Below are 23,802 nucleotides of genomic sequence, written 5' to 3' on the forward strand. Positions count from 1 at the left end.
CATGCGCGTCACCGCTGCCGAGTCGACCGAGCTCTTCGTCGGGACGACCGAGCATCCGCACCAGGTGATGGCCGTCGAGCTGAGCCACGCCCCGGGCCGCACGGTCCGGATCTCCGTCGTCGGCCCCGGTGTCTCCGGGACGACGGTCGCGACCACGGGCGACGACGGCACGGTCCGTGCCGAGATACCCGTGACGACCGACCTCGCACCCGGCGCGGGCACCCATGTCACGGTCACCGCCGAGGATGCCGGCGACCCCGCGCGGACCGGTGCGCTCACGGTCCCCTTCACGGCTGCCGAGCCCGGCTGGACGATGTTCATGGTCAGCCACTTCCACTACGACCCCGTGTGGTGGAACACCCAGGCCGCCTACACCGAGACCTGGGACGTCGCCGACGACCCCGCCGCCACCGGACTGCCCGCCCGGACCTTCGACTCGCGCGGCCAGTCCGGGATGAGCCTGGTCCGCGCCCACTGCGACCTGGCCCGTCGCGACCCGGCGTACACCTTCGTGCTCGCCGAGGTCGACTACCTCAAGCCGTACTGGGACTCCTTCCCGGAGGAGCGCGCCTTCCTGCGCGAGCTGATCCGCACCGGCCGGGTCGAGATCATGGGCGGCACCTACAACGAGCCCAACACCAACCTCACGGGCGCCGAGGCCACCGTACGCAACGCTCTGTACGGCGACGGGTTCCAGCGGGGGATCATGGGCTCGTCGCCGGAGACGGCCTGGCAGCTGGATGCGTTCGGGCACGATCCGCAGTTCCCGGGGCTGATGGCGGACGCGGGTATCAGCTCCAGTTCGTGGGCGCGCGGGCCGTTCCACCAGTGGGGGCCCGCTCTCTCCGTCTTCGGCGAGGAGCCGCGCGACCCCGGGCGGATGCAGTTCCCGGCCGAGTTCAGCTGGATCGCCCCGTCCGGGCGCGGGCTGCTGACGGCCTACATGGTCAACCACTACGGCGCCGGCTGGGCGATCGACAACGCGTCCACCCTGCCGGCGGCGGAGGCGGCCGCCCTCAAGCTGTTCCGGGGCCTGAGGTCGGTCGCCCTCACCCGCAACGTCCTGCTCCCGGTCGGCGGTGACTACGCGCCGCCGTGCCGCTGGGTGATGGACATCCACCGGGACTGGAACGCCCGTTACGTCTGGCCGCGCTTCGTCAGCGGCACACCGCGCGACTTCTTCGCCGCCGTGCGCGCCGAGCTCGACGCGGAGGGCCGCAAGGCGTCCCCGCAGACGCGGGACATGAACCCGGTCTACACCGGCAAGGACGTCTCCTACATCGACACCAAGCAGGCCCAGCGGTACGGCGAGACGCTGCTCGCCGACGCGGAGGCCTGGGCGACGCTCGCCTCGCTGGTCGCCGGGCATCCGTACCCGGACGCGGCGCTCGACAAGGCCTGGCGGCAGCTGATCTACGGCGCCCACCACGACGCCATCACGGGTTCCGAGTCCGACCAGGTCTACATCGACCTGATGACCGGCTGGCGCGAGCTGGCCGACCTTGCCGAGACCGTGCACGCCGACGCCACACAGGCACTGGCCGACCGGGTGACCCCGGGCGAGGGCGCCGACCTGGTCGTCTTCAACTCCGCGACCTGGCAGCGGCAAGACGTCCTCACGGTCGACGACCCGGGGCTCGTCCCCGTGGGCCTCCCCGCGGTCCGCGAGAGCGGGCAACTCCACGTCGTCGTACCGGAGTTGCCGGGCATGGGACTCAAGGCCCTGCCCCTCACCGAAGGCACCGTCCCCGAGTGGGCGCCCGGCGAGGGCACCACCATCCGCAACGAGTTCTACGAGGTCACGGTCGACCCGGCGCGCGGCGGCGGCGTCAGCAGCCTGCGCGCGCTCGCCGCGGGCGGCCGGGAGCTGCTGCGCGCCGGGGACATCGGCAACGAGCTCGTCGTCCAGGAGGAGTACCCCAGGCACCCGCGCTTCGGCGAGGGACCCTGGCACCTCACGCCGACGGGCACCACCGCCGCCCGCAGCCGTGACGTGGCGGCACAGGCCGAGGTCGAGCACTCCCCCGCCGGCGCACGCATCACCGTCCGCGCCGACCTCGGTCTGTTCCGGTACACACAGCGCCTGACGCTGTGGACCGGCGTTCCGCGCCTCGGCGTGACGACGACCATCGACGGCTACGACGGCGCCGACCGGCTCATCCGCGTGCGCTGGCCCTCCGACGTACAGGGCGGGCTGCCGGTGCACGAGGTGGCGGACGCGGTGATCGGGCGCGGGTTCGGGTTCGTGGACGTGGACAGCGAGCAGTTCCCGTGGACGCTGGACAACCCGGCCCACACCTGGTTCGGGCTCGGGTCGACGGCGCGGGTCGAACTGCGCGACGACACGGGCGCGTTGCTCGGCCGGCGGTCGATCGGGGTCGCCGAGCTGGTGTACGCCTCCTGGGACGCTGCGGGTGAGCTGGGGACGGCGCTCGCGGCCGCCCTGGTGCGCGCCGGGGTCACGGCGACCTCGACGATCGCCGACGGTCCGCGCTACGGCGACCTGGAGGTCGACTCCAACCTGCCCGACATCCGGATCGCCGTCGGCGGCCCGGACCGCAATTCCCTCGTCGCCGAGGCGTTGGGCTGGGACCCGGCCGCCGGGCGCGAACTGCAGCGGCAGCTCGCCGAGGGCGGTGTGGCCGCCGTCTGGGTCGCGCCGCGCGCCTCACTGCGCGAGGAGTGGGTGCCCGGGGCCGACCTGCGCGACCTCGAACGACTGCCGCTGCTGGTGGTGGCGGGCGCCGACGCCGAGGGCGACGCGAAGGCGGTCGACGCCCTGATCGCCGACCTGGACGACGCGACCGTCACGGCGACGGCAGCCGGCGGCGGCGAGGCCCTGCCACCGGGTGATGCCTGGGACGGGCGTGGCTTCGCCGTCCTCAACCGGGGCACACCGGGCTGTGTCGTCACCTCCTCGGGCGACCTCTACATGTCACTGATGCGCTCCTGCACGGGCTGGCCCTCCGGTATCTGGGTCGACCCACCCCGCCGCACGGCTCCCGACGGCTCGGGCTTCCAGCTCCAACGCTGGTCCCACACCTTCGAGTACGCGGTGGTGGGCGGCGAGGGCGACTGGCGGGAGCAGCAGCTTCCCCGCATCGGGCATGAGTTCAACCACCCGCTGAGCGCCCGAGTGCGACGCACATCGGAAGATGCGTCTCTCCCGAGGGAGTTGAGCCTGCTGCGCCTGGAACCGGCGGGCGAGGTCCTGCTGGACGCCCTCAAGCCGGCCGGTTCGCCGCTCGCCCGCGGGAGCGTGGCACCGGCGGACCCGGAACGCGGGGTCGTCGTGCGGATGCACGAGGTCAACGGCCGTCCGGTACGGGCGCGGGTGCACGGCCCGAGTCCCTGGACGCGGGGCGCCCGCACCGACGTACTGGAAACACCCGGAGAGCAACTGGCACCGGACGAACAGGGAGCCCTCTCCACCGGCCTGACCGGGTTCGAGATCGCGACGGTCCTGGCCACGCCCGTCGGGGGCTCCCGGAGCGTGTACGGCCCCGGAGTCGCCGCCCACGAGCCCGCGAAACCGGTCCACACCCGTTACTGGCTCCACAACTCGGGCCCCGCGCCCCGCGGCAACATGCCGGTCGCGGTGTACATCTCACCGACTACGCTCACCGCCTCCGGCGGCCCCTTCAACGCGACCGTCCGCATCTCCTCGGAACTCACCGACGCCCCCGTCTCGGGCACGGTGACCATCGAGGCACCTCCCGGCTGGTCCACCGAGCCCGCCGCACTGCCGTACGCCCTGAGCCCCGGCGGCTTCACCCTCACCGAGGTCACGGTGACGCCGCCGCCGGACGCAACACCCGGCCGGCACTGGCTGGCGGCACGGCTGTCGTACGAGGGGCAGACATACGAGGACGTCGCGGCCCTCGACGTACCGGGCGGGCCTGCCGGGCCAACTCTCCTGACGGACCTGGGTGTTGACCGGATCACGGTCGGGAGCGGCGAACGCGTCCGCGTCCCGGTGACCCTGCACAACACCACCCACGGCCCCATCAACGGCACCCTGTGGGCCGTGTCCTCCTGGGGCACCTGGCCCGGGGTCACCCCTGGCTGCCAGGGCTTCACGATCGCGGCGGGCGAGCAACTGGACTGCGCCATCGATGTAGACGGCACCACGATCCCCCCGGGCTCGTACTGGCTGCTGGCAAAGACCGCCTGGCACGGGCGGGTGGCCTACACGAAGGCCGTAGAGCTGGAGATGACGCCATGACAGACCACGCAGCAGTAGTACACGGCGAACCGGTCCCCAAAAGCCGCGTGGACGCTCTCCTGGAGACGGTGCCAGAGCGCCCCATTAGGGACGCGGGGCTGTATTCATCAGCGGCTCCGCCGCGGGGCGCGACAAGCCACGACGACGCAGCAGACGGCCACCGACATAACGAGGCACTATCCGCCCCGGCCCGCGCGGAGCGCCAACGCAGACGCTGGGCCACGCAAGTCGTCGTCGCAGACGAACTGGCCCGCAGGGCCGTCGCAGAACGGGGCCTCCCCCCGGTGCCGGAGGTATCGCCAACCCGCCTACTGGCCGTGGCCGAAAAGGACGTCGCAGACCTCGGCAGCATCGTCGCAGCGGCCCTCGCCCACTCCCCCGCCGCCCGCGCCCTCCTCGCCGAACTGGAAGCCGAACAGCACGTCCCCGAGGAAGCCGTACAGGACTACTACGACCGCAACCGGGACCGCTTCCTCACCCCGGACGCGCTACGGCGCGGAGTCGACCCGTTCGGACGGAAGGCGGCACCCACGGACTTCCTGCCGTTCGAGCAGGCCCGGCAGGCCGTCGCGGGCGAGTTGCGACGCGCGGCGGGCCGCCGCGCCTTCTTCGCCTGGTTCGACCGGGCACGGGCCGACGTGGTGTACGCCGCGGGCCACGAGCACCCCGGCGACCCCGCTCACCCGGACCACGAGCACCGCCACTGAGTCGTCGACGGAACCGCGGGCGGAACCGAAACGCAACACGGAAGCCATTGACCTCCGATGAATTCTGGTCCACCTTTTCATCAATCGGAGTCGAAGTTGGTTGATTGAACCAGTCTCTCGGCTGGTCCCAGGAGGGTGGACATGCGCGCTGGAAGACTCACCGCATCCGTGGCGGGAATCATCGCCCTGACGCTGACGGCGGCCGGCTGCGGCCTGTCCGGCGGCGGATCCGGCAGCGGGGACGGCACCGCCGGGGGCTGCAAGGTCGACAAGGGCAACGTCGGCTCGGGCAAGCTGACAGGTGACGTCAAGGGACAGATCACCTTCCAGACGACGAACCTGAAGAAGGACTTCGGGGCCTTCTTCAACGGAGTGATCGCCTCCTTCGAGAAGGCCCACCCCGGCGCCGAGGTCAAGTGGATCGACGACCCGGGCGACAACACCTTCACCCAGCGGACCGTCGCCGACGCCCAGGCCTGTACGTTGCCGGACGTCATCAACGTCAACGCCCCGACCGCGACCGCCCTCACCAAGGCGGGCTACCTGCTCGACCTGAGCGTGAAGGACCCGCAGGTCGCGAAGCCCTTCGTGCCGTCGTTCTGGAAGTCCGCCACCTTCAAGGACGCCTCCGGCTCGGCGATCCACACCACGCTCCCCTGGTACACCGGCGGCGTCCTGCTGACGTACAACAAGGACCTGCTGAACAAGGCGGGCATCGACCCCGCGAAGCCGCCGACGACGCTCTTCGGCCTGTTCGCCGACTACGAGAAGGTCGCCAAGGCGGGCAGGGGCAAGTTCTACGCGACGATGGCCAACCCGATCTGGCGGATACCTGCGGACTTCGACCAGATGAACATCAGGACGCTGTCCGCGGACGGCAAGTCCGCCGTCTTCGCCAATGATCCGAGGACCACCCAGTGGGTGGCCTGGATGGCGAAGCTGTACAAGGAGGGCGCGATGCCGAAGGACTCGCTGTCCTCCAGCAACGACCCGTCCACGCTGTACAGCCAGGGCAAGGTCGCCTACGGCTCGACGAACCCGAGTTTCGTGCGCTTCGTGAAGCAGAACAGCCCGTCGATCTACGCAAGGACAGCCGTCGGCCAGCAGCCCTACGACGCGCTCGGCCGCGCCTCCGCCGGCGCCCCGCAGTACATCTCGGTCGCCGCGACCAGCAAGCACGCGCCGGTGGCGCTCGCCTTCGCCGAGTACCTGACCAACGCCGAGAACCAGACGGCCTGGTGCAAGGACCCGAACGTGGTGATCTTCCCGACGACCACGGACTCGCTGAACGACCCGTTCTTCCAGAACGTCACCGGGAGCGACCCGTTCTCCCAGGCCCGCAAGCTCGTCGCCGACCAGCTCAAGACGGCCGACACCAACCAGACCAACCTCTCCCCGGCCGTGCAGAACGCGATCGTGGGACAGGTGCAGCTGGCCATGCAGGGCAAGAAGAGCCCCGCGCAGGCCGTCAAGGACGCCCAGGCGAAGGCCAACGACCTGCTGAAGCAGGCGGGCTGAGCGTGGCGACCGAGACCGCTGAGCCGGTGACCGTGCCTGGTACGGGGCGTACTGCCGCCGTGCCGGGCACGGCCCCGTCCCGTATCCGCCGCATCGGCCGGGCCGTGCTGCCCGGCCCCGTGCCGGGCGCCAACGGCGCGGCGCTGTACCGCCGTTGGTGGCTGCCCTGGCTGTGGACCGCGCCCGCGATCGTGTGCGCGGTGGTGTTCGGGGTGTTCCCGTTCCTCAACACCGTCATCCTCTCGTTCACGAACGCCAAGCCGCTCGGCGGCGCCGCGAGCTTCGTCGGGCTGGACAACTACACCCGGATGCTGGGCGACTCGGACTTCTGGCTGGCGACCCGCAACAGCATCCTGTACGCGGTCGTCGTCGTCCCGCTCATGGTGCTGCTGCCGCTGATGCTGGCCGTCCTGGTGGAGAAGAACCTGCCCGGCATCGGGTTCTTCCGTTCGGCCTTCTACACGCCGGTCCTCGCCTCCAGCGTGGTCGTGGGCCTGAGCTGGCAGTGGCTGCTGGCCGACGACGGGCTGGTCAACACCTGGCTGCAGAAGGCCCACCTGATCAAGTCCGCCGTTCCGTTCCTGTCCGACTCCTGGCTCATCCTCTTCTCCGCGATGGGCCTGACGCTGTGGAAGGGACTCGGCTGGTACATGATCTTCTACCTGGCCGCGCTCGGGAACGTCCCGAAGGAGCTGCACGAGGCGGCGCAGATGGACGGCGCCGGCGCGGTCCGCCGCTTCCGGCACATCACCGTGCCGGGCGTGCGCCAGGCGATGATGCTGGTCGGCACGCTCACCGGCATCGGCTGCCTCAGGGTGTTCACCGAGATCTTCATGCTGGGCAGCTCCACCGGCGGCCCCGGCGGCGCCGACCGCACCCTCCCGTTCTACATCCGCGACGTCGGCCTCGACCCGATCACCGGCAACGCCGGCTACGGCTCCGCGGTCAGCGTCGCCCTGTTCGTACTCACCCTCGGTCTGACCCTGCTGGCGCAGCGCCTGACGAAGGAGGACGAGGCATGACGACCGCCGTCGAGAAGCCCCGGCGGCTGATGCCGCGCTGGCGGGAGTACGGCCGCCCCGGCGAACTGGCCGTCCGCTACCTGCTGTTGCTCCTCGTGCTGGGCATCACGGTGGGCCCGCTGGTCTGGCAGTTCCTCGCGTCGCTGAAGGGCGTCGGCGAGGACGTCTTCGGCGCGGACGCCTCGCTGCTGCCGCACCACCCGACCCTGCGGGCCTACCGTGAGGTCTTCTCCCAGGTGCCGGTGGCGACGTACATCCGCAACAGCCTGATCGTGGTCGTCCTGTCGATCGTCAGCCAGCTCGTCTTCTCCACCACGGCCGGCTACATGCTCTCCAAGCCCGGCTGGAAGGGCCGCAAGGCGGTCTGGGTGGTGCTGGTCGCCTCCATGATGTTCCCCTTCGAGTCGATCATGGTGTCGCTGTTCCTGAGCATCCGCGACCTGGGTCTGGTCGACAACCTGGCGGGCGTGTGGCTGCCCGGGTTCGTCGGCGCCATCAACGTGCTGCTGATGCGGGGCGCGTTCCTGGCCGTCCCGCGCGAGATCGAGGACTCGGCGATGCTCGACGGCGCGAACGAGTGGCAGCGGTTCAGGTACCTGTATCTGCCCTCCGCGTGGGGCGCGATCATGGTGGTCACCGTCAACACCTTCATCAGCGCCTGGGACGACTTCCTGTGGCCGCTGATCGTGCTCCGCTCGGAGAGCCACATGACGCTGACGCTGGGCCTGTCCCGGCTGCAGAGCTCGTCGTTCGGCTATGACCAGCGGGTGGTCATGGCCGGTTCGGTGATCTCCGTCATCCCGGTGCTGGTGCTGTTCGTGATCACCCAGCGCTGGTTCTACCGGGGCGTCTCGGCGGGAGCCGTCAAGCTCTGACGGCCGGCAGGTCCAGCACGGCGGGTACGGCGGTGAGCGCGGCCCGCGCGGACTCGGCGACCCGGATCTCCACGGTCCTGGTCCCGGCGAGTCGGTCCCTGTCGAGCGGCAAGGTGACCGAACGGCACTCGCCGGGCACCAGGTCGGCACCCTCGAACGCGAACAGTTCGAGGGTGCGCGGCCATGTGGACGTGATCAGCCGCCGCAGATAGACCTGCACGACGGTACGGCCCTGCCGCGCACCGGTGTTGGTGACGTCCACCGTGACGGTGTGCCCGTCCGTGCGCGGCGGGCCGTACGCGAAGCTCGTGTACGACAGCCCGTGCCCGAAGGAGTGCAGCGGCTCGGCGCTCTCGTCCACGTAGCCGCCGTACTCGGTGTCCTTGTGGTTGTAGTGGACGGGGAGCTGGGCCGCCGAGCGGGGCATCGAGACCGGGAGCCGGCCGGCGGGTGCCGCGAGTCCGAGCAGTACCTCGGCGATCGCGTCGCCGCCCCAGGGACCCGGATACCAGGCGGTGAGCAGGGCGGCCGCGGTCTCGGGCACGAGGTGCGGGCGGCCCTGGACCAGGACGACGACGGTCGGCGTACCCGTCGCCACGACGGCGTCCAGGAGGACGTACTGGGCCCTGCCCAGCCGCAGTCCGGCGAGATCCACACCCTCTCCGCAGGTCGTCTCCGAAACGGCCGTGAGCGCGGCCCCGTTGGCCGCGAAGTCCGTCTCCCGGCTGCGGGCGCTGCTGCCGCCCAGCACCAGCACGGCGATGTCGGAGGCGGCGGCCGCGGCGACCGCCTCGGGGATGCCGGAGAGGTCGCCGCCGGTGAGGGCGCAGCCGCGGGCGTACCGGATGTCGGTGCCGGGCGGGGCGAGCTTGCGGAGCCCGTCGAGGACGCTGCTGCCGGTGCGCTGCGGGGCGGTGTAGTCGCCCGACTGGTGGGCGGAGGTGGCGGACTGGGGTCCCAGGACGGCGATACGGGAGACGGTCGCCGGTATCGGGAGGGCGCCGCCGCTGTTGTGAAGGAGCGTGACCGAGGCACGCGCGAGAGCGGTGCTCAGGGTGCGGCCCTGCTCGGAGGACGGCAACTCACCGCTGTCACAGGGCCGTTCGAAGAGCCCGAGGCGGAACTTGAGGCGCAGGACGCGGGCGACGGCGGCGTCGAGGACGGACTCCTCGACGAGCTCCCTCTCCACGGCCTCCTCCAGATGCGTGAAGCCCTCGTCCCACAGGCTCAGGTCGACCCCGGCGTCGAGGGCGAGAGCCCCGGCGGAGACCTTGTCGCCGGTGATGCGGGCCAGCCGGTCCACGGCCAGCCCGTCGGCCATGACCAGCCCGGAGAAGCCCCAGCTCTCCCGCAGAAGCCCGGTGAGCAGGGCGCGATTGCCGGAGCAGGGCATCCCGTCGACCTCGTTGTACGCGGCCATGACGGCGGCGGCCCCGGCGCGGACGCCTGCGCGGGCGGCGAGGAGGTGGATCTCGTCCAGCTCCCTCCAGCCGAGCTCCGACTCGGCGGAGTTGCGGCCGCCGACGGTGGCGCCCTGCCCGGCGAAGTGCTTGAGCACGACGGGTGCCTTGTCGTCGGCGAAGAACTCGGCGTGCTCCCCCTGCATGCCCCGCACCAGTGCCTCCGCCATCCGGGCGGCGAGGCAGGGGTCCTCGCCGAAGCACTCCTCGGTGCGGCCCCAGCGGGGGTCGCGGACGATGTCGAGCGCCGAGACCAGCGCCAAGTGACCGCCACGGGCTCGGAGTTCGGCGGCGGCGTGCGCGGCGGCACGCTCGTACAGCCCGGGGTCCCAGGTGGCGCCGACCGCCAGGTTGACGGGGAGGACCGTGCCGTCCAGGGCCATGTGGCCGTGCGGCACCTCCTCCACGAACAACGCGGGTATGCCGAGCCGGCTGCGCTCGAGAACATGCCGCTGCACCAGCTCCGCGAGAGCCGCGCTGTCCTGAGCGCCGGGCCCACTGCCGTGGTCGACACCGGACCAGGCATCGGCGCGCATCAGCCCGTAGAGAGCACCGAGCCCCTCGAAACGGTCGGTCTCGGCGTACAGCGCGTCGGTGAGTTCGTAGCCGCCGTCGGAGGTGCGGCGGTAGGCGTCCCAGCCGTACATCCGCTGGTTGAGCTGACCGACCTTCTCACGGAGGCTCATACGGGCGAGCAGGTCATGGACGCGGGCGTCGACGGGCGCGTCGGGGTCCCGGTAGAGGGGACGGCCTGCTTGCGTGTGTTCGGCGCGTTCGGCCGCGCACTCCGGCTTCGGCATGCGGCCGGTCCTTTCCTTGCTGGCGGGTCGGGCTTCGTGGGTGTCGGTCGGGCTTGGCCGACGCCGGCGCGGCGTGGCGGGTGCCGGGTGGGTACCGGGGGCCGGTTGGCTTCGCGGGTTGTGTCGGTCACAGGAGCAGGCGGGCGAGGGCTACGGAGCCTGCGCAGCCGTCGGCCACCCGGTCGAGGGTGAGGCCGAGGGCCTCTAGGCGGGTGGTGAGAAGGGCGGTCAGGGGGCCGCCGGGGCCGAGGAGGCCGCCGGTCGCGACCATACGCTCACCAGGCTGCGGCGCCAACGCCCTTACGGCGTCGGTCAGTTGCTCGGCGGCCTCGTCGAGGATCGCCCCGGCCACCGGGTCCTTCTGCCGGGCCGCCTCGGCCACCAGCGGAGCGAGCCGGGCCAGCCGGGTCGGCGGTTCGGCCATGACGACGGGAAGCAGATGCATGCGGTAGGCCTCGCGATCGGCGAGCGACCACGTGGCGGAGCCGGGCAGCGTTCCAGGACCGCCATGCAGCACTCCACGCCCGGGGCCACCGTGGGGCTCCCCCGGCCCGGCAGGCGGCGCCCCCGGTTCCCGTCCCCCCGGCAGCACCTCGCCCGGCAGTTCCAGCGCCCGGCCCACCGCGCCCGCCAGTACCGTCGGCCCACCCCGTCCGTCCGCCATCCGCAGGGCGGCCCTGACCGCCTCGCGGCCGATCCAGAAGCCGCTGCCGTCGTCGCCGAGGAGCCAGCCGTCGCCGTCGACGGTGGCCGTGCAGCAGCGGTCGGTGATGCGCATGGCGACCGCGCCCGTGCCGGCGACGAGGGCGAGGCCGTCGGCGGGAGTGCCGGGGGCCGAGGCGAAGGCCGCCTCGATGTCGCTGCTGATGCCGATCGAGCCGGTGCTGATGCCGAGCCGGCGGAGGGCGGCGGTCAGGGCGGTGAGCGCGTTGAGACGGCCGGGGTCGTCCTCCGCCGCCCCGGTGGCGCCCGCGAAGCCGCCGGCCACCGCCGCGACACGGCCCCGCGCGGACTCCGGCACCGCCTGGGCGAGGGCCTCGGCGAGGTGGTCGGTGAGCCGGGGCAGCGGGACGGTGAGGGCGTTGCCCGGCCCGGCGGCCCCCTCACCGAGCACACGGCCGTCCGCCGCGGCGGCAAGAACCGCGCGGGTACGGGTGCCGCCGGCGTCGAGGCCGACCACCAGTTCCCGTGACTCTTGGTTGAAATCGTTATTCATCATCGACCATGGTGGTTGATACATTCAGCGAGGACAAGCCCCCGACCCCGCGGGGCCGGCGACCCGAGGAGGATCCCATCCCTACGCTCCGCTTCGGCGTCAACTACACGCCCCGCCGCGGCTGGTTCCACGCCTGGCACGACTTCGACCCGCAGCACGCCCGCGAGGACCTCGCCCAGATCGCGGGTCTGGGCCTCGACCACATCCGGGTCTTCCACCTCTGGCCGCTGCTCCAGCCCAACCGCACCCTCATCCGCACGGCCGCCGTCGACCAGCTGGCGCAGCTCGTCGACCTGGCGGCCGAGGCCGGCCTCGACGTCATGGTGGACGGCGTACAGGGCCATCTGTCCAGCTTCGACTTCTACCCGGAGTGGACCCGCAGCTGGCACCACCGCAACGTCTTCACCGACCCGGAGGCCATCGGGGCCCAGGCGGAGCTCCTGCGCACACTCGCCCGCTCCCTCGCCGACCGCCCGAACCTCATCGGCCTCCAGCTCGGCAACGAGCTCAACAACCTGGTCGAGCACAACCCGGTGACGCCGGCCGAGGTAGACCACTACCTCGACACTCTGCTGGCGGCCGCCCGCGAGGGCCTGCGCCCCGGGCAACTGGCGACGCACTCCGCGTACGACGCCGCCTGGTACGGCGACGACCACCCGTTCACGCCCGAGTCCTCGGCCCGCAAGGGCGACATGACGACCGTCCACCCATGGGTGTTCTCCGCCGACTGCGCCCGCCGCTACGGACCCGCCTCCTTCGAGGTGCAGCACCTCGCCGAGTACGGCACGGAACTCGCGAAGGCGTACGCCGACGATCCGGCCCGCCCCGTCTGGGTCCAGGAGACGGGCGCCCCCGAACCCCACATCCCGGCCGCCGAAGCCCCGGACTTCGCCCGCGCCACCGTCCTCAACGCGGCCGACTGCCAAGGCCTTTGGGGCGTGACCTGGTGGTGCTCCCACGACGTCGACCGCTCACTGGCCGACTATCCGGAACTGGAGTACACCCTGGGCCTGTTCGACTCCACGGGCCACCCCAAGCCGATCGCCACCGCTCTCGCCGGCACGATCGCCGATCTGCGCGCGAAGCCCGCCTCTCCGCAACCACGCACCACCGCCCTGGTGTTGGACTGCACGCCTTCGACCCGCTCGGTCTCCGGCCCGGGCGGCACGTACTTCGACGCATGGATGCGCCTGCGCAAGCAGGGCGAACGCCCGGCGGTGCTGCTGGCCGAACTGGCAGAAGACAAGGGCTGCCTGGCGGCCCGGGGAATCGCCCAGACCGTACAACCGCGGGGCTGAGAGCGCCCCTTGAGGGGCGCGGGGCTGTGTCGATATGCGGCTCCGCCGCGGGGCGCGACCAGCCACAACGGCGCCGCAGACAACCAACGACCCAACCCGGCACTCACAGCGAAGCGCCCAGCACCTCCGCCACCGCCCGCAGATTGACCCGCCCCCGCCCGAACGAGCACAGGTCACCCCCCTCCGGCATCCCGGTGTCCACGCGTACCGCGTCCGGACGCCGGGCCAGCAGGGCGTCGCGGAAGTGCGCCTGCCAGGGGTGCAGCCCGGCGTCGCACGTGGCCACGACCAGCGGCGAGCCCGCGGCCAGCCGCAGGATGCTGTCGACCATGGCGCCCTGGTCGCAGGGCTCACCACTCACCGCCGTACCGCTCGCCGCAGGGTCGAAGGGGCGCAGCTCCGTCAGGAGGTCCTCGCCGCCCCAGTTGAGGGCGGGGTGCGGGGGCGGGAAGAGGTCGACGACATGGGCGCCCCGCACGGCGGGCGGCACGGCCCGGCTGCGTACGGCGCGGCGCGCCGCCTCCAGCCCGGCCCCGGCGTCCCAGGCGGCCACCACCCCGGCGGGGGTCGCATACCGCTGGGCGAGCCGCCGCACCCGCCCGGCCGCCTCCCACACCCGCTCCTCGGACAGCCGGCCGGAGTCCACCGCGTCGAGCACTTCGTCCCGGCAGCCCAGGGTGATCTCCAGGTCCGGTACGGCGACGATCACCTGGTCCGCGCCGGCGGCGAGGGCTATGCGCGCCCCGGCCGCCTCGCCGTAGCGGTCGGCGATGGCCTTCATCTCCAGGGCGTCGCTGACCAGCACCCCGTCGAAGCCGATGTCGTGACGGAGCAGATCGCCGAGGATGCGGCGGCTGAGCGTGGCGGGGCGGTTGGCGTCCAGCGCCGGATAGACGACGTGCGCGCTCATCAGCATCGGCACGCCCGCGGCGACGGCCGCGCGGAACGGTTCCAGGTCGGCGCGCAGCTCGTCGGCCGGCCGCGGGTCGACCGCGAGGTCGTGGTGGCTGTCGGTCTCGGTGCCGCCGTGGCCGGGGAAGTGCTTGGCGCAGGAGGCGATGCCACGGGCCTCGGTGGCGGTGATCCAGGCGTGCAGATGGCGGGCGGCGAGACCGGGGTCGGCGCCGAAGGAACGGGTGCGCACGATCGGGTTGTCGGCCCGGCGCTGGAGGTCGGCGACGGGGGCGTACGAGGCGGTGATGCCGAGGGTCGCGAGGTGGCCGGCGAGCGCGTCGGCGCAGCGGGCGGTCAGGTTCGGGTCGTCGGCGACGCCGAGGGCGTAGGAGCCGGGGACCTCGGGGGCACCGGCGGCGACCAGGTGGCCGATGCCGCCGCCCTCGTTGTCGATGGCCACCAGCAGATCGGGACGGATCGCCCGCAGTGCGTCGGTGAGCTCACGGACCTGTTCCGCGTCGCGCACGTTCCGGGTGAACAGGATGACGCCGCCGAGGCCGCGGTCGACGAGCCGCTTGAGGGTGTCGGGGAAGGTCGTCGTGCCCTCGAAGCCGGCGACGAGACAGCGGTGGACCGCCTCGTCCAGGTCGGAGGAGACGGAGGACAGGGCCGGGCCCACGGACAGCTGCTCGGAGGTCACCTCATGGATTGTTCTGGCTTATTCATCCGGAAGTCAACACTTCACTGGATGAATGATTCATCGACAGGGTGGCCGTCGCCCACCGGCCCGCGCCCCGTCGGCTCCCGGACACCACGGCGTCACACCCGGCGGGAACGGTTCCGCCGTGGCCCTGCTCCCGCTCGACGACGCCCCCGGCCGACTCCCCACCGGCATCCCCCTCCCGACCTCGAACCGCTTCGGCGCCCCTCGCCTCCTCCGCAGCGCCCTGGTCCTGCTCCCGCTGCTCCTGATCGGCGGGTGGGCGGTGATCGACTGGCGGACCGTGTACGACGGCACCGCCCGGCTGGGTTCCGCCGACCCCTGGTGGCTGCTGGTCGCGCTGTTCTTCACCTGCTTGGGCTGGCTGTCCGCCGCCTGCGTCCGGCAGGGCGCCCTGCCGGAGCGGCTTCCGGTGGGGCTGCTGATCGCCTCACAGTTCGCCGCCGGCGCCGCGAACCACGTACTGCCGGCCGGCATCGGCGCCCACGCCGTCACCCTGCGCTTCCTGCAGCGCCGTGGCATACCCGTGGCCAGGGCCACCGCCTCGCTCGCCCTGTACTCGGCGGTCAGGCCGGTCGCGAAGACGCTGGTGCTTCTCGTCTTCCTGCTGGCCTTCCCCGACCTGCTGCTGACCGGCGCCCTCGTGCCCGACGAGCGGACCTCGCTCTTGATCGCCGGGGCCGTGACCCTCGCCCTGGCCGGCACGGCCCTGCTCGTGACGACCGTACGGCCGCTGCGCCGCCCCCTCTTCGACGCCCTGCGCTGCGCCCTCACCGACATACGGCTGCTGCACACCCGGCCCGCGAGGATCCTCGCCCTGTGGGGCGGGGCGGCCGCCGCACCGCTGCTCCAGGCGAGCGTTCTCCACGCGGTCGGGGCGGCGCTCGGCCTGTCGCTGTCCTGGGTGCAGGTCGCCTTCGCGTTCCTGGCCGCGAGTACGGCGGTCGGGGCCGTGCCCGCACCGGGCGGCATCGGCCCGGTGGATGCGGCCGTCGTGTTCGCCATGGTCGCGCTCGGCGCCCCCGTGGACCTGTCGGCGACGGCCGTCATCGGCTACCGCGTCCTGACGGTCTGGCTGCCCTTGCTGCCGGGGGCGCTGGTGCTGTCGGCGCTGGTGCAGCGGAAGGTGTTGTGAGGGTCACCGCCGGGCTTCGGTCGTTGCGTCGGTGCGTTCGTATGTCCGACAGGTCGGACATCCAGGGTGACAGCGGCGGCGAGCGTGTCTTCGGCCGAGCTGCGAGCGGGCGTCGGACCTGTGCGGTTCCCTGCGGTGCAGCCCGGATCGTGGCCCCGGACAGGCAACCCACAGCGCCGAGTCCCCCTCTGACAGGATGACGGGGCAGTACCCGCGACCTCGGCCGTCCCGACGCCGGGCGCGGGCCGAGGGGGAGGACGGAAAGTGCGGAAGTGGAGGACGGCGACAGCCGTGCCCGGGGACGGGGCACGGCTCGGCCGTATCGGCGGCTATCCGGTTCGCTGGCACATCGCACTGCTGGCCCTGTGGACGGTCGCCTGGTTCTTCGTGGCCGAACGCCACGAAGCCGTGTCCTGGCACTATCTGGTGGAGGGGCAGCAGCTGCTCTTCCAACAGATCCCCGGCGGCGGCCTCGCCCTCTACGCCAACCACCCAGACCTGCAGATCGGACCGGTCAGCTTCCTGGTCGCCGGGCTGTTCGCCCCTTTCCCCGCCGAACTCGGCGAGAAGCTCGCCGATGCGTTCATGTCCGGCCTGGGCCTGTACATGCTGGTGCTGGTCGGCCGGGCCGCCGCCGACCACTACCGGGGCACGGGACTCAACCACAAACGCCTCCAGCAGCGTGTGCTGATCGCCGGGGCGGCCTTCATCCCGATGTGGGTGGAGGTATCGGTGCGTTTCGCGCACCTGGACGACGTCATGGCGCTGTTCTTCACCACCCTCGCCGTACGGGCGCTGGTGCGCGGCAACGCGACGGCCGTGGGCGTCTTCCTGGCCCTGGCCGTGGACTCCAAACCCTGGGCGGTCGGCTTCCTGCCCCTGCTGCTGGCCCTGCCGCGCCCCGCCCGGCTGCGCTCCGCCGCCTGGACGGTCGGCCTGGTGGCCGTCGCCTGGCTGCCCTTCTACCTCACGCATCTGGACACCCTGTCCGCCGCACGCTTCACGATCCCGAACCAGCCCGCCTCGGCCCTGCGCTGGTTCGGCGTGCACGACCCCGCCACCCCCTGGTGGGACCGTCCCGCACAGATGGCTCTCGGCATGGCCCTGGGCGCCCTGGCGGTCCGTCGGCACCGCTGGCCGGCCGTCGTGCTCCTCGCCGCCGACGCCCGCATCGTCCTGGACCCGAGCGTGTACACGTACTACAACGCCTCGGTCCTCCTCGGCACCCTGATCTGGGACTCCATCGGCCAGCGCCGGCTGGTCCCCTGGGTCAGCTGGCTCGCCCTCATCTCCCTGTACGGCAGCGCCCTGTTCATCCCCTCGGACTCCGCCCAGGGCCTGATCCGTCTGGCCTTCGCGGCCGGTTCCGCCGCCTATGTCCTGTTGTGGCCCCACCGCCCACCGCGCAGCAGACGCCACGGCCGAAGGTCACCGGCCCGGGCCCACCCGACGAGCCCGCTCGACCGTCCCGCCGGGTCGGACGCGCCACAGAGCTGTTGATACAGCACCGCTGAACGGAAGCGGTGACTCCGCGCAGTCGGCGGGCAGAAATGCCCCGAGGCGGCCACGCATGCCTCAACACCACTACGGGGGTGCTGACTTGACCGTCATCGTCGGCCTGGTTCACCGCAAACGAGTACATCTGGCCGGAGACTCCGCGGGCAGTGACGACTACCGGCTCACCATCTGCCGCGACCCCAAGGTGTTCACCAACGGACCCTACGTCCTCGGGTACACCACCTCCTTCCGCATGGGCCAGTTGCTGCACTACGCACTTGAGGCCCCGCACCCGGAAGGTGCCCTCTACCGCTTCATGGCCACGACCTTCGTCAACGCGGTCCGCGCCTGCCTCAAGGACGGCGGCTGGGCGCGCAAGGAGTCCGAGCAGGAACAGGCCGGCAGCTTCCTCGTGGGCGTCCACGGCCGGCTCTTCGCCATCCACGGCGACTACCAGGTCAGCGAGTCCGCCGACAGGTACGCCGCGGTCGGCTGCGGCGACGAGTACGCCCTCGGCGCCCTCCACGCCACCGCCGGCCTCGGCCTGAAACCCCGCGAACGCCTCACCGCCGCGCTGCGTGCAGCGGATCATCACAGCGGCGCGGTCGCCGCCCCCTACACCTACGCCAGGACGGCGGACTAGGACGGTCAGCCCTCGTCAGCGGTCAGCCGCAGGGAAATGGAGTTGATGCAGTACCGCTGGTCGGTAGGGGTCGGATACCCCTCGCCCTCGAAGACGTGCCCGAGATGCGACCCGCACCGCGCGCACCGCACCTCGGTGCGCACCATGCCGTGCGAGCGGTCCTCGATCAGCTCGACCGCGTCGGTGTCCTTCGGGTCGTAGAAGGACGGCCAGCCGCAGTGCGACTCGAACTTCGTGGTCGAGGTGAACAGTTCGGCGCCGCATGCGCGGCACGAATACACGCCCGTCGTCTTGGTGCCGGTGTACTCACCCGTGAAGGCCGGCTCGGTCGCAGCCTGCCGCAACACGGCGTACTCGGCCGGGGTCAGCTCCGCACGCCACTGCTCGTCCGGCTTTTCGACGTCGTACGACATGAAGCTCAGCCCCTTACTTCGCGAGACGGTCCAGGATGCGCGGTCCGAGGTCGGTGACGTCACCCGCGCCCATGGTGAGAACGAGATCACCCGCCTTCGCCATTCCCGCCACGGCCTCGGGCACCTCGGCCTTGTCGTGGACGGGTGTCACGTCCGCGCCCGCGGCCTGCGCCGCCTCGATGATCAGCTCGCTCGTCACGCCCGGGATCGGGTCCTCACGGGCCGGATAGACGTCTAGGACCACCGACGCGTCCGCCAGGGCCAGCGACTGCCCCATCTCCTTGCCGAGCTCCTGCGTCCGCGAGAACAGGTGCGGCTGGAAGACGACCAGGATCCGCGCCTCGCCCGCCGCGGCGCGCATCGCCTCCAGGTCGGCGGTCATCTCCGTCGGGTGGTGGGCGTAGGAGTCGATGACCTGGACCCCGGCCGCCTCGCCCTTCAGCTGCAGTCGGCGCTTCACACCGGTGTACGCGGCCAGGGCCGGGGCCAGCTCGGCAGCCGGGACGCCCAGGGCGACGCCCGCCGCGAGGGCGGCCACGGCGTTGTGCGCGTAGTGACGGCCGGGCACGGAGACGGCGAAGGTCAGCTCCTGTCCGTCCAGCAGGACCGTGACCTCGCTCTTCAGCCCCTGCGGTACGACCGACAGGACCCGTACATCGGCGTCCTCGGCCTCGCCGTACGTCACCGTCCGCACCGAACCGGCGAGCCGCCGGCGCAGTTCGCGCGCACCCTCGTGGTCGGAGGAGATCACCAGCGTGCCGCCCGGCACGATCCGTCCGGCGAACGTCTCGAAGGACTCGTAGATCTCGTCCATGGACGCGTAGTTGGCGTGGTGGTCGAGCTCGACGTTGAGGACGATCGCGACCTCGGGCGCGTACTTGTGGAAGCTGCGGTCCGATTCATCGGCCTCGGCGACGAAGATCTCGCCCTCGCCGTGCAGGGCGTTGGAGCCGGGCGCGTCCAGGTCGCCGCCGATCGCGTACGACGGCTTCAGGCCCAGCTCGCTCAGCGAGACGGCCAGCATCGACGTCGTGGTCGTCTTGCCGTGCGTCCCCGCGACCGCGATCGGCCTGAGCCCGTCCATCAGCGCGGCGAGGGCGTCGGACCGGTGCACCACCGGAATCTCCAGCTCGGCGGCCCGGGCCAGCTCCGGATTGTCCTTCCGGATCGCCGACGACACGACGACACAACTGGCGTCGTCGGCGAGATGCTCCGCCGCGTGCCCGACATGCACGGTCACACCCAGCGCCCGCAGCGCCTCGGCGGTGGCGGACTCCTTCGCATCGCTACCGGCCACCTTGCCGCCACGCTGAGCAAGAATCTTCGCGATCCCCGACATCCCGGCCCCACCGATGCCGATGAAATGCGGTCGCTCCATGGCGGGGGGAAGGCCGGGTGCCATGCGTTTTCTCCCTGTGCGTGCGGTACGGCGGCGGTTCAGCGCCCCAGCCTATTCGGTACGACAACCGCCCCCGACCATTGGACGCCGGGAACTGCACCACCCCAGGGGCGCGGGGCTGTATCAATGTGCGGCTCCGCCGCGCGGGCGCGACCAGCCCCCACCGACCCGCAGCCAAAGAACTACACCTTGCTGTGCGAGAACAACTTCAGCACCGGCACACCCACCTTGTGCCGAGCCCGGGACGCCCAGTCCCGGTGAAAGAACTCCTCCACGTAGTGGGGATCGGTCAGCACGATCACCTCGTCCGCCCCCACCTCGTCCACGAGACCCTTCAACGCATCCAACGGATGATCCTCGATCAGCCGCCCCTCGGCGGAGCTGCCCGCAGCCTGCAAGGCCTGCAGCGACACCTCCAGCGCCTGCTCCCCGAAGGGCCGTGCGGCCTCCCCCTCGGGAACGTCCCGCTCGCGGGCGACCTCGTCCAGTTCGCCGAGCGCGACGTCGTCGATGGCCCGCAGCAGGCGGTCCGCCTGGTCGCCGCGGGGCTGGAGCAGCACGTGGAAGGAGACCTCCTCGTCTCCGTGCAAGCTGGTGACGAACTCCACGTCTGCGGACGTCAGGGCCTTCTCGATCATCAATACGCTTGTGAACACCGGGCGCCCCTTCTGTGGAAACCATCCTGCCCCGTGATGTCACGGGGACTGCGAGATTCAGTGTGCCCGCCCCGAGCAAAGCGGAACGGTAGGTTCCGCCGTTTTCGGGACCGGCGGTACCGCTGAACGATTCTCAGGGCCGCCGGTAGCGGGTGAAGAGGAAACCCTCCTCCTCCAGCAGCGACGCGAGGACGAAGCGCTGCGGAACCGCGACCGACGGTCCGCCCGCGATGCGCTGCGCGTCGCCGGCGGTGAGCATCGGGGAGACGGCGAGACAGAGCTCGTCGAGCACCCCGGCGGCCACCAGCTGGCCGAGCAGCCGTGGGCCCCCCTCGGTCAGCAGCCGGGTGTACCCGAGGTCACCCAGGGCCCGTACGGCGCGGGCGGGCTCCACGCCGACGCCGTCACCGGCGATCACCACCCGGGCGCCGGCCTTCTCGGCGGCGGCGACCCGGTCCGGGGCCGCCGCGGCGCCCGTCAGGACCAGGGTCGGCACCACCGGCGACGTGAACAGCGGGAGCGAGAAGTCCAGGTCCAGGCTGGCGCTGACCACCGCGATCGCCGGCGCCGGCGGCTGCCCGGCCGCCTGTCGCAGCTCCGCGAACTCCGCACGCGCGCGTGCCGGCCGGTACCCCTCCTGACGTACCGTTTCCGCACCGACGACCACGACGTCCGCCAGCCCGCGCAGGGTGCCGAAGATCCGCATGTCGGCGGCGCTGGAGATCGGCTGCGACCGCCCGTCGTGCTGGGCGGCCCCGTCGAGCGTGGAGACCATGTTCGCGCGCAGCCACGGGACGGGCCGTCCCCCGGCGGTGGGCTCGGGGTAGGCATAGGCGGCGGCGAGTTCGGCGAGGCTCCACTCGCGGTCGACCAGGACTTCGGGAACACCGGCCACACCCTCCTCACCCGGAGTTCCAGGGGCTTTCGGCACTGTCTCGTCGGTCACAGGGAACAGGCGTCGCATGTCGTGCAGTGTGGCACGGCGCTTAGCATGGGGAACCGTGTCGTCCTCCCCTTCCGCCCCCGGCCTCAGCCCGATAGCCGACGCGGCCCCGCTGTCCCTGTGCGCCCGTGCACCGCACGTCCCCGCGGACCGCCTGGTAGCCGAGATGGTGCCGCCGCCGCGCTTCGACTCGGTCCGCTTCAGCACCTACATACCGGACCCGAACCAGCCCAGCCAGACCGAGGCGGTCCGGGTCCTCGAGGGCTTCGCGGCCGGGCTCGGCGGGGCGCACGCCGTCGGCGGCGGTAAGCGCGGCTTCCTCGGATTCGGGAAGCCGAAGGCGCCGAAGATCCCGGCCGGCCCCCGCGGCGTCTACCTCGACGGCGGTTACGGCGTCGGCAAGACCCACCTCCTCGCCTCCCTCTGGCACGCCACCCCGGCGGAGCCCGCGCTCAAGGCGTTCGGCACGTTCGTCGAGCTCACCAATCTGGTCGGCGCTCTGGGCTTCCAGCAGACCGTGCAGACGCTCAGCGGCCACCGTCTCCTGTGCATCGACGAGTTCGAGCTCGACGACCCGGGCGACACCGTCCTCGTGTCGACCCTGCTCGGCAGGCTCGTCGACGCCGGTGTGGCTCTGGCCGCCACCTCCAACACCCTCCCCGGCAAGCTCGGCGAGGGCCGTTTCGCGGCCGCCGACTTCCTGCGCGAGATCCAGGGCCTGTCCGCCCACTTCCGCGCCCTGCGCATCGACGGCGAGGACTACCGCCACCGCGGCCTGCCCGAGGCACCGGCACCCTTCTCCGACGAGCAGGTGACGAAGGCGGCGTACGCCACCCCGGGAGCCTCGCTCGACGACTTCCCGCACCTTCTCGACCACCTCGCCAAGGTCCACCCCAGCCGCTACGGCGCGCTGGCCGACGGCCTGAAGGCGGTCTGCCTCACCGACGTGCGCCCCGTCCCCGACCAGTCGACAGCCCTGCGGCTCGTGGTGCTCGCGGACCGGCTCTACGACCGTGAGGTGCCGGTCCTCGCCTCCGGGCTGCCCTTCGACCGGCTGTTCAGCGAGGAGATGCTGAACGGCGGCTACCGCAAGAAGTACTTCCGGGCGATCTCCCGGCTCACCGCGCTGGCCCGAGACGGCAAGGGACTCGCCGAGAGCGACTAGTTCAGGCCACCCCACCAGCGCATTTCAGGCTCTCTTCAGCTGGAAACGTGAAGTTAACCCTGCAAACAACTTTGCAGGGTTAACGTGTTTCTTGACCGGTGATTGACCATCCCTTGGTCGATGCGAGAAACTGAGCGACGGGAAGGGGGGCGCATGTTCCGAGGTACGACGACCCGTACGGTCCTGGCCGTGCTCGCCGCCGCCCTGCTTGCCCTCACCTTCTTCGCACCCACCACGTCCTTCGCAGCCGCGCACACGGTTCGTCATGCCGTGGCCAAGGATCTGCCCGGAAACAAACTCTCGGGCAAGGCGCTGCGTGACGAGTCCGCGACGCACCGCGACTGCGGACGCTCCGGGGAGCCGACCGGCCCCCTGCGCCCCCGCGACCGGCACGCGAACACCGGAGGCACACCCGAGGAGCCCGAGCGCCAACTGCTGGCGCAGGACCCGGCCTCCGTCCACGAACCGGTCGCGAACCGCGCCCATCATCTGTCGAGACCCTCGACATCCCACTCTCCGGCGGCACTTCAGGTCTTCCGCTGCTGAGAGAGAAGCAGAACAGCGCATTTCCCCCACCTCTGTCCTGCCCACACCGACGCGCCGTCGTGGCGCGCCAGGAGGAGTCACCACATCATGCAGCCCCTCATCGACAACGCCCGTACGTTCGGACAGCGCCCTGAGGAGTTCGCCAAACTCGCCGAAGGCCAGTCCCCGCAGGTGCTGTTCATCACCTGCTCCGACTCCAGGGTCGTCCCGGCCCTGATCACCGGCGCCCGCCCGGGCGAGCTCTTCGAGCTGCGCACCGCGGGCAACATCGTCCCGCCGTTCGCCTCCGAGCACCCCACCAGCGAGGCGGCCACCATCGAGTACGCCGTGGAGGTGCTCGGGGTCGACGACATCGTCGTCTGCGGCCACTCGCACTGCGGCGCGGTCGGTGCCCTGGTGCGCGGCGACGACCTGACCGCCGTCCCCGCGGTGCGCGACTGGCTCGCGCACGCCACCCCGCGCCCGGCAGGCGCGGCCGAGGACCCGGCCGTCACCGAGGGCGTGCAGAGCCACGTCCTGACGCAGTTGCTGCGGCTGCGCTCCTACCCGTTCATCGAGAAGAAGCTGAAGGACCGCCAACTGTCCCTGCACGCCTGGTACTACGAGGTCCACACCGGCGCCGTCCTGGCGCACGACACCGCCTCCGACGTCTTCAAGGCCCTGTGAGCG

General features: G+C 71.6%; 19 protein-coding genes. 12 read left to right on the forward strand and 7 right to left on the reverse strand.

The window, feature by feature from the left end; translation table 11 throughout:
• Position 1: 1 nt before the first annotated feature.
• The 5 genes from AB0N07_RS06885 (at position 2) to AB0N07_RS06905 (ending at position 8,347) form a co-directional block, all read left to right on the forward strand.
• Positions 2-4,225, forward strand: a complete 4,224-nt coding sequence (locus AB0N07_RS06885; protein ID WP_365832826.1) for an NEW3 domain-containing protein — start codon at positions 2-4, stop codon at positions 4,223-4,225.
• Positions 4,222-4,932: a peptidyl-prolyl cis-trans isomerase gene (locus AB0N07_RS06890; protein WP_365832828.1), complete on the forward strand. Its 711-nt coding sequence runs from the start codon at positions 4,222-4,224 to the stop codon at positions 4,930-4,932. The genes AB0N07_RS06885 and AB0N07_RS06890 overlap by 4 nt, the downstream gene beginning before the upstream one ends.
• A 141-nt stretch (positions 4,933-5,073) precedes the next feature.
• Entirely contained in the window at positions 5,074-6,450 is a 1,377-nt protein-coding gene (locus AB0N07_RS06895) for an extracellular solute-binding protein (protein ID WP_365832829.1), read from the forward strand.
• Positions 6,451-6,476: 26 nt separating this feature from the next.
• On the forward strand, positions 6,477-7,472 hold the full coding sequence (locus tag AB0N07_RS06900; RefSeq protein ID WP_365832984.1) for a sugar ABC transporter permease: 996 nt from the start codon (positions 6,477-6,479) through the stop codon (positions 7,470-7,472).
• Positions 7,469-8,347: a carbohydrate ABC transporter permease gene (locus AB0N07_RS06905; RefSeq protein ID WP_365832831.1), complete on the forward strand. Its 879-nt coding sequence runs from the start codon at positions 7,469-7,471 to the stop codon at positions 8,345-8,347. The genes AB0N07_RS06900 and AB0N07_RS06905 overlap by 4 nt, the downstream gene beginning before the upstream one ends.
• Here AB0N07_RS06905 and AB0N07_RS06910 read toward each other — a convergent pair.
• Entirely contained in the window at positions 8,337-10,607 is a 2,271-nt protein-coding gene (locus tag AB0N07_RS06910) for a glycoside hydrolase family 3 N-terminal domain-containing protein (RefSeq protein WP_365832833.1), read from the reverse strand. The genes AB0N07_RS06905 and AB0N07_RS06910 overlap by 11 nt on opposite strands.
• A 127-nt stretch (positions 10,608-10,734) precedes the next feature.
• A complete protein-coding gene (locus AB0N07_RS06915; protein ID WP_365832835.1) occupies positions 10,735-11,823 on the reverse strand; it encodes a BadF/BadG/BcrA/BcrD ATPase family protein in 1,089 nt (362 codons plus the stop codon).
• Between the two features lie 8 nt (positions 11,824-11,831).
• Here AB0N07_RS06915 and AB0N07_RS06920 point away from each other — a divergent pair, with 8 nt between their 5' ends.
• The gene (locus AB0N07_RS06920; protein ID WP_365832837.1) at positions 11,832-13,121 is read left to right on the forward strand and encodes a glycosyl hydrolase; all 1,290 of its coding nucleotides are present in this window, start codon (positions 11,832-11,834) and stop codon (positions 13,119-13,121) included.
• 103 nt (positions 13,122-13,224) lie between these two features.
• Here AB0N07_RS06920 and nagZ read toward each other — a convergent pair whose 3' ends face one another.
• Positions 13,225-14,715: a beta-N-acetylhexosaminidase gene (gene nagZ / locus AB0N07_RS06925; RefSeq protein WP_365832839.1), complete on the reverse strand. Its 1,491-nt coding sequence runs from the start codon at positions 14,713-14,715 to the stop codon at positions 13,225-13,227.
• Between the two features lie 145 nt (positions 14,716-14,860).
• Here nagZ and AB0N07_RS06930 point away from each other — a divergent pair, with 145 nt between their 5' ends.
• The 3 genes from AB0N07_RS06930 (at position 14,861) to AB0N07_RS06940 (ending at position 18,011) form a co-directional block, all read left to right on the forward strand.
• A complete protein-coding gene (locus AB0N07_RS06930; protein ID WP_365832841.1) occupies positions 14,861-15,871 on the forward strand; it encodes a lysylphosphatidylglycerol synthase transmembrane domain-containing protein in 1,011 nt (336 codons plus the stop codon).
• A gap of 291 nt (positions 15,872-16,162) precedes the next feature.
• A complete protein-coding gene (locus tag AB0N07_RS06935; RefSeq protein WP_365832843.1) occupies positions 16,163-17,371 on the forward strand; it encodes a hypothetical protein in 1,209 nt (402 codons plus the stop codon).
• 100 nt (positions 17,372-17,471) lie between these two features.
• Positions 17,472-18,011 carry a hypothetical protein gene (locus AB0N07_RS06940; RefSeq protein WP_365832845.1) on the forward strand — a complete coding sequence of 180 codons (540 nt, stop codon included), beginning with the start codon at positions 17,472-17,474 and terminating at the stop codon, positions 18,009-18,011.
• A 5-nt stretch (positions 18,012-18,016) separates the two neighbouring features.
• Here AB0N07_RS06940 and msrB read toward each other — a convergent pair whose 3' ends face one another.
• From msrB to AB0N07_RS06960, 4 genes are all read right to left on the reverse strand, one after another.
• Entirely contained in the window at positions 18,017-18,424 is a 408-nt protein-coding gene (gene msrB, locus AB0N07_RS06945) for a peptide-methionine (R)-S-oxide reductase MsrB (protein ID WP_365832847.1), read from the reverse strand.
• A 13-nt stretch (positions 18,425-18,437) separates the two neighbouring features.
• The gene (murC, locus tag AB0N07_RS06950; RefSeq protein WP_365832849.1) at positions 18,438-19,826 is read right to left on the reverse strand and encodes a UDP-N-acetylmuramate--L-alanine ligase; all 1,389 of its coding nucleotides are present in this window, start codon (positions 19,824-19,826) and stop codon (positions 18,438-18,440) included.
• Between the two features lie 179 nt (positions 19,827-20,005).
• Positions 20,006-20,479, reverse strand: coding sequence for an indole-3-glycerol phosphate synthase (locus tag AB0N07_RS06955; protein ID WP_365832851.1), 474 nt, complete (start codon positions 20,477-20,479; stop codon positions 20,006-20,008).
• Positions 20,480-20,612: 133 nt separating this feature from the next.
• Positions 20,613-21,443: a pyrimidine reductase family protein gene (locus AB0N07_RS06960; RefSeq protein ID WP_365832853.1), complete on the reverse strand. Its 831-nt coding sequence runs from the start codon at positions 21,441-21,443 to the stop codon at positions 20,613-20,615.
• A 37-nt stretch (positions 21,444-21,480) separates the two neighbouring features.
• On the opposite strand from AB0N07_RS06960, the gene zapE reads away from it, so the two are divergent.
• The 3 genes from zapE to AB0N07_RS06975 all read left to right on the forward strand — a co-directional run bounded on the left by zapE (position 21,481) and on the right by AB0N07_RS06975 (position 23,799).
• On the forward strand, positions 21,481-22,587 hold the full coding sequence (gene zapE, locus AB0N07_RS06965; protein WP_365832855.1) for a cell division protein ZapE: 1,107 nt from the start codon (positions 21,481-21,483) through the stop codon (positions 22,585-22,587).
• A 153-nt stretch (positions 22,588-22,740) separates the two neighbouring features.
• Positions 22,741-23,133 carry a hypothetical protein gene (locus AB0N07_RS06970; protein ID WP_365832857.1) on the forward strand — a complete coding sequence of 131 codons (393 nt, stop codon included), beginning with the start codon at positions 22,741-22,743 and terminating at the stop codon, positions 23,131-23,133.
• Between the two features lie 87 nt (positions 23,134-23,220).
• Positions 23,221-23,799, forward strand: a complete 579-nt coding sequence (locus tag AB0N07_RS06975; RefSeq protein WP_365832859.1) for a carbonic anhydrase — start codon at positions 23,221-23,223, stop codon at positions 23,797-23,799.
• Positions 23,800-23,802: the final 3 nt, after the last annotated feature.

The sequence above is a fragment of the Streptomyces sp. NPDC051172 genome, from assembly GCF_040682555.1.
In the GTDB taxonomy this organism is placed as follows: domain Bacteria; phylum Actinomycetota; class Actinomycetes; order Streptomycetales; family Streptomycetaceae; genus Streptomyces.

Bases quoted from the DNA above. Each gene is read 5' to 3' on its own strand.
- AB0N07_RS06920 (WP_365832837.1), top strand. From the start codon at position 11,832: ATGGTGGTTGATACATTCAGCGAGGACAAGCCCCCGACCCCGCGGGGC.
- AB0N07_RS06905 (WP_365832831.1), top strand. From the start codon at position 7,469: ATGACGACCGCCGTCGAGAAGCCCCGGCGGCTGATGCCGCGCTGGCGG.
- AB0N07_RS06915 (WP_365832835.1), bottom strand. From the start codon at position 11,823: ATGAATAACGATTTCAACCAAGAGTCACGGGAACTGGTGGTCGGCCTC.
- AB0N07_RS06895 (WP_365832829.1), top strand. From the start codon at position 5,074: ATGCGCGCTGGAAGACTCACCGCATCCGTGGCGGGAATCATCGCCCTG.
- AB0N07_RS06885 (WP_365832826.1), top strand. From the start codon at position 2: ATGCGCGTCACCGCTGCCGAGTCGACCGAGCTCTTCGTCGGGACGACC.
- AB0N07_RS06970 (WP_365832857.1), top strand. From the start codon at position 22,741: ATGTTCCGAGGTACGACGACCCGTACGGTCCTGGCCGTGCTCGCCGCC.
- AB0N07_RS06975 (WP_365832859.1), top strand. From the start codon at position 23,221: ATGCAGCCCCTCATCGACAACGCCCGTACGTTCGGACAGCGCCCTGAG.
- msrB (WP_365832847.1), bottom strand. From the start codon at position 18,424: ATGTCGTACGACGTCGAAAAGCCGGACGAGCAGTGGCGTGCGGAGCTG.
- AB0N07_RS06960 (WP_365832853.1), bottom strand. From the start codon at position 21,443: ATGCGACGCCTGTTCCCTGTGACCGACGAGACAGTGCCGAAAGCCCCT.
- murC (WP_365832849.1), bottom strand. From the start codon at position 19,826: ATGGCACCCGGCCTTCCCCCCGCCATGGAGCGACCGCATTTCATCGGC.
- AB0N07_RS06910 (WP_365832833.1), bottom strand. From the start codon at position 10,607: ATGCCGAAGCCGGAGTGCGCGGCCGAACGCGCCGAACACACGCAAGCA.
- AB0N07_RS06890 (WP_365832828.1), top strand. From the start codon at position 4,222: ATGACAGACCACGCAGCAGTAGTACACGGCGAACCGGTCCCCAAAAGC.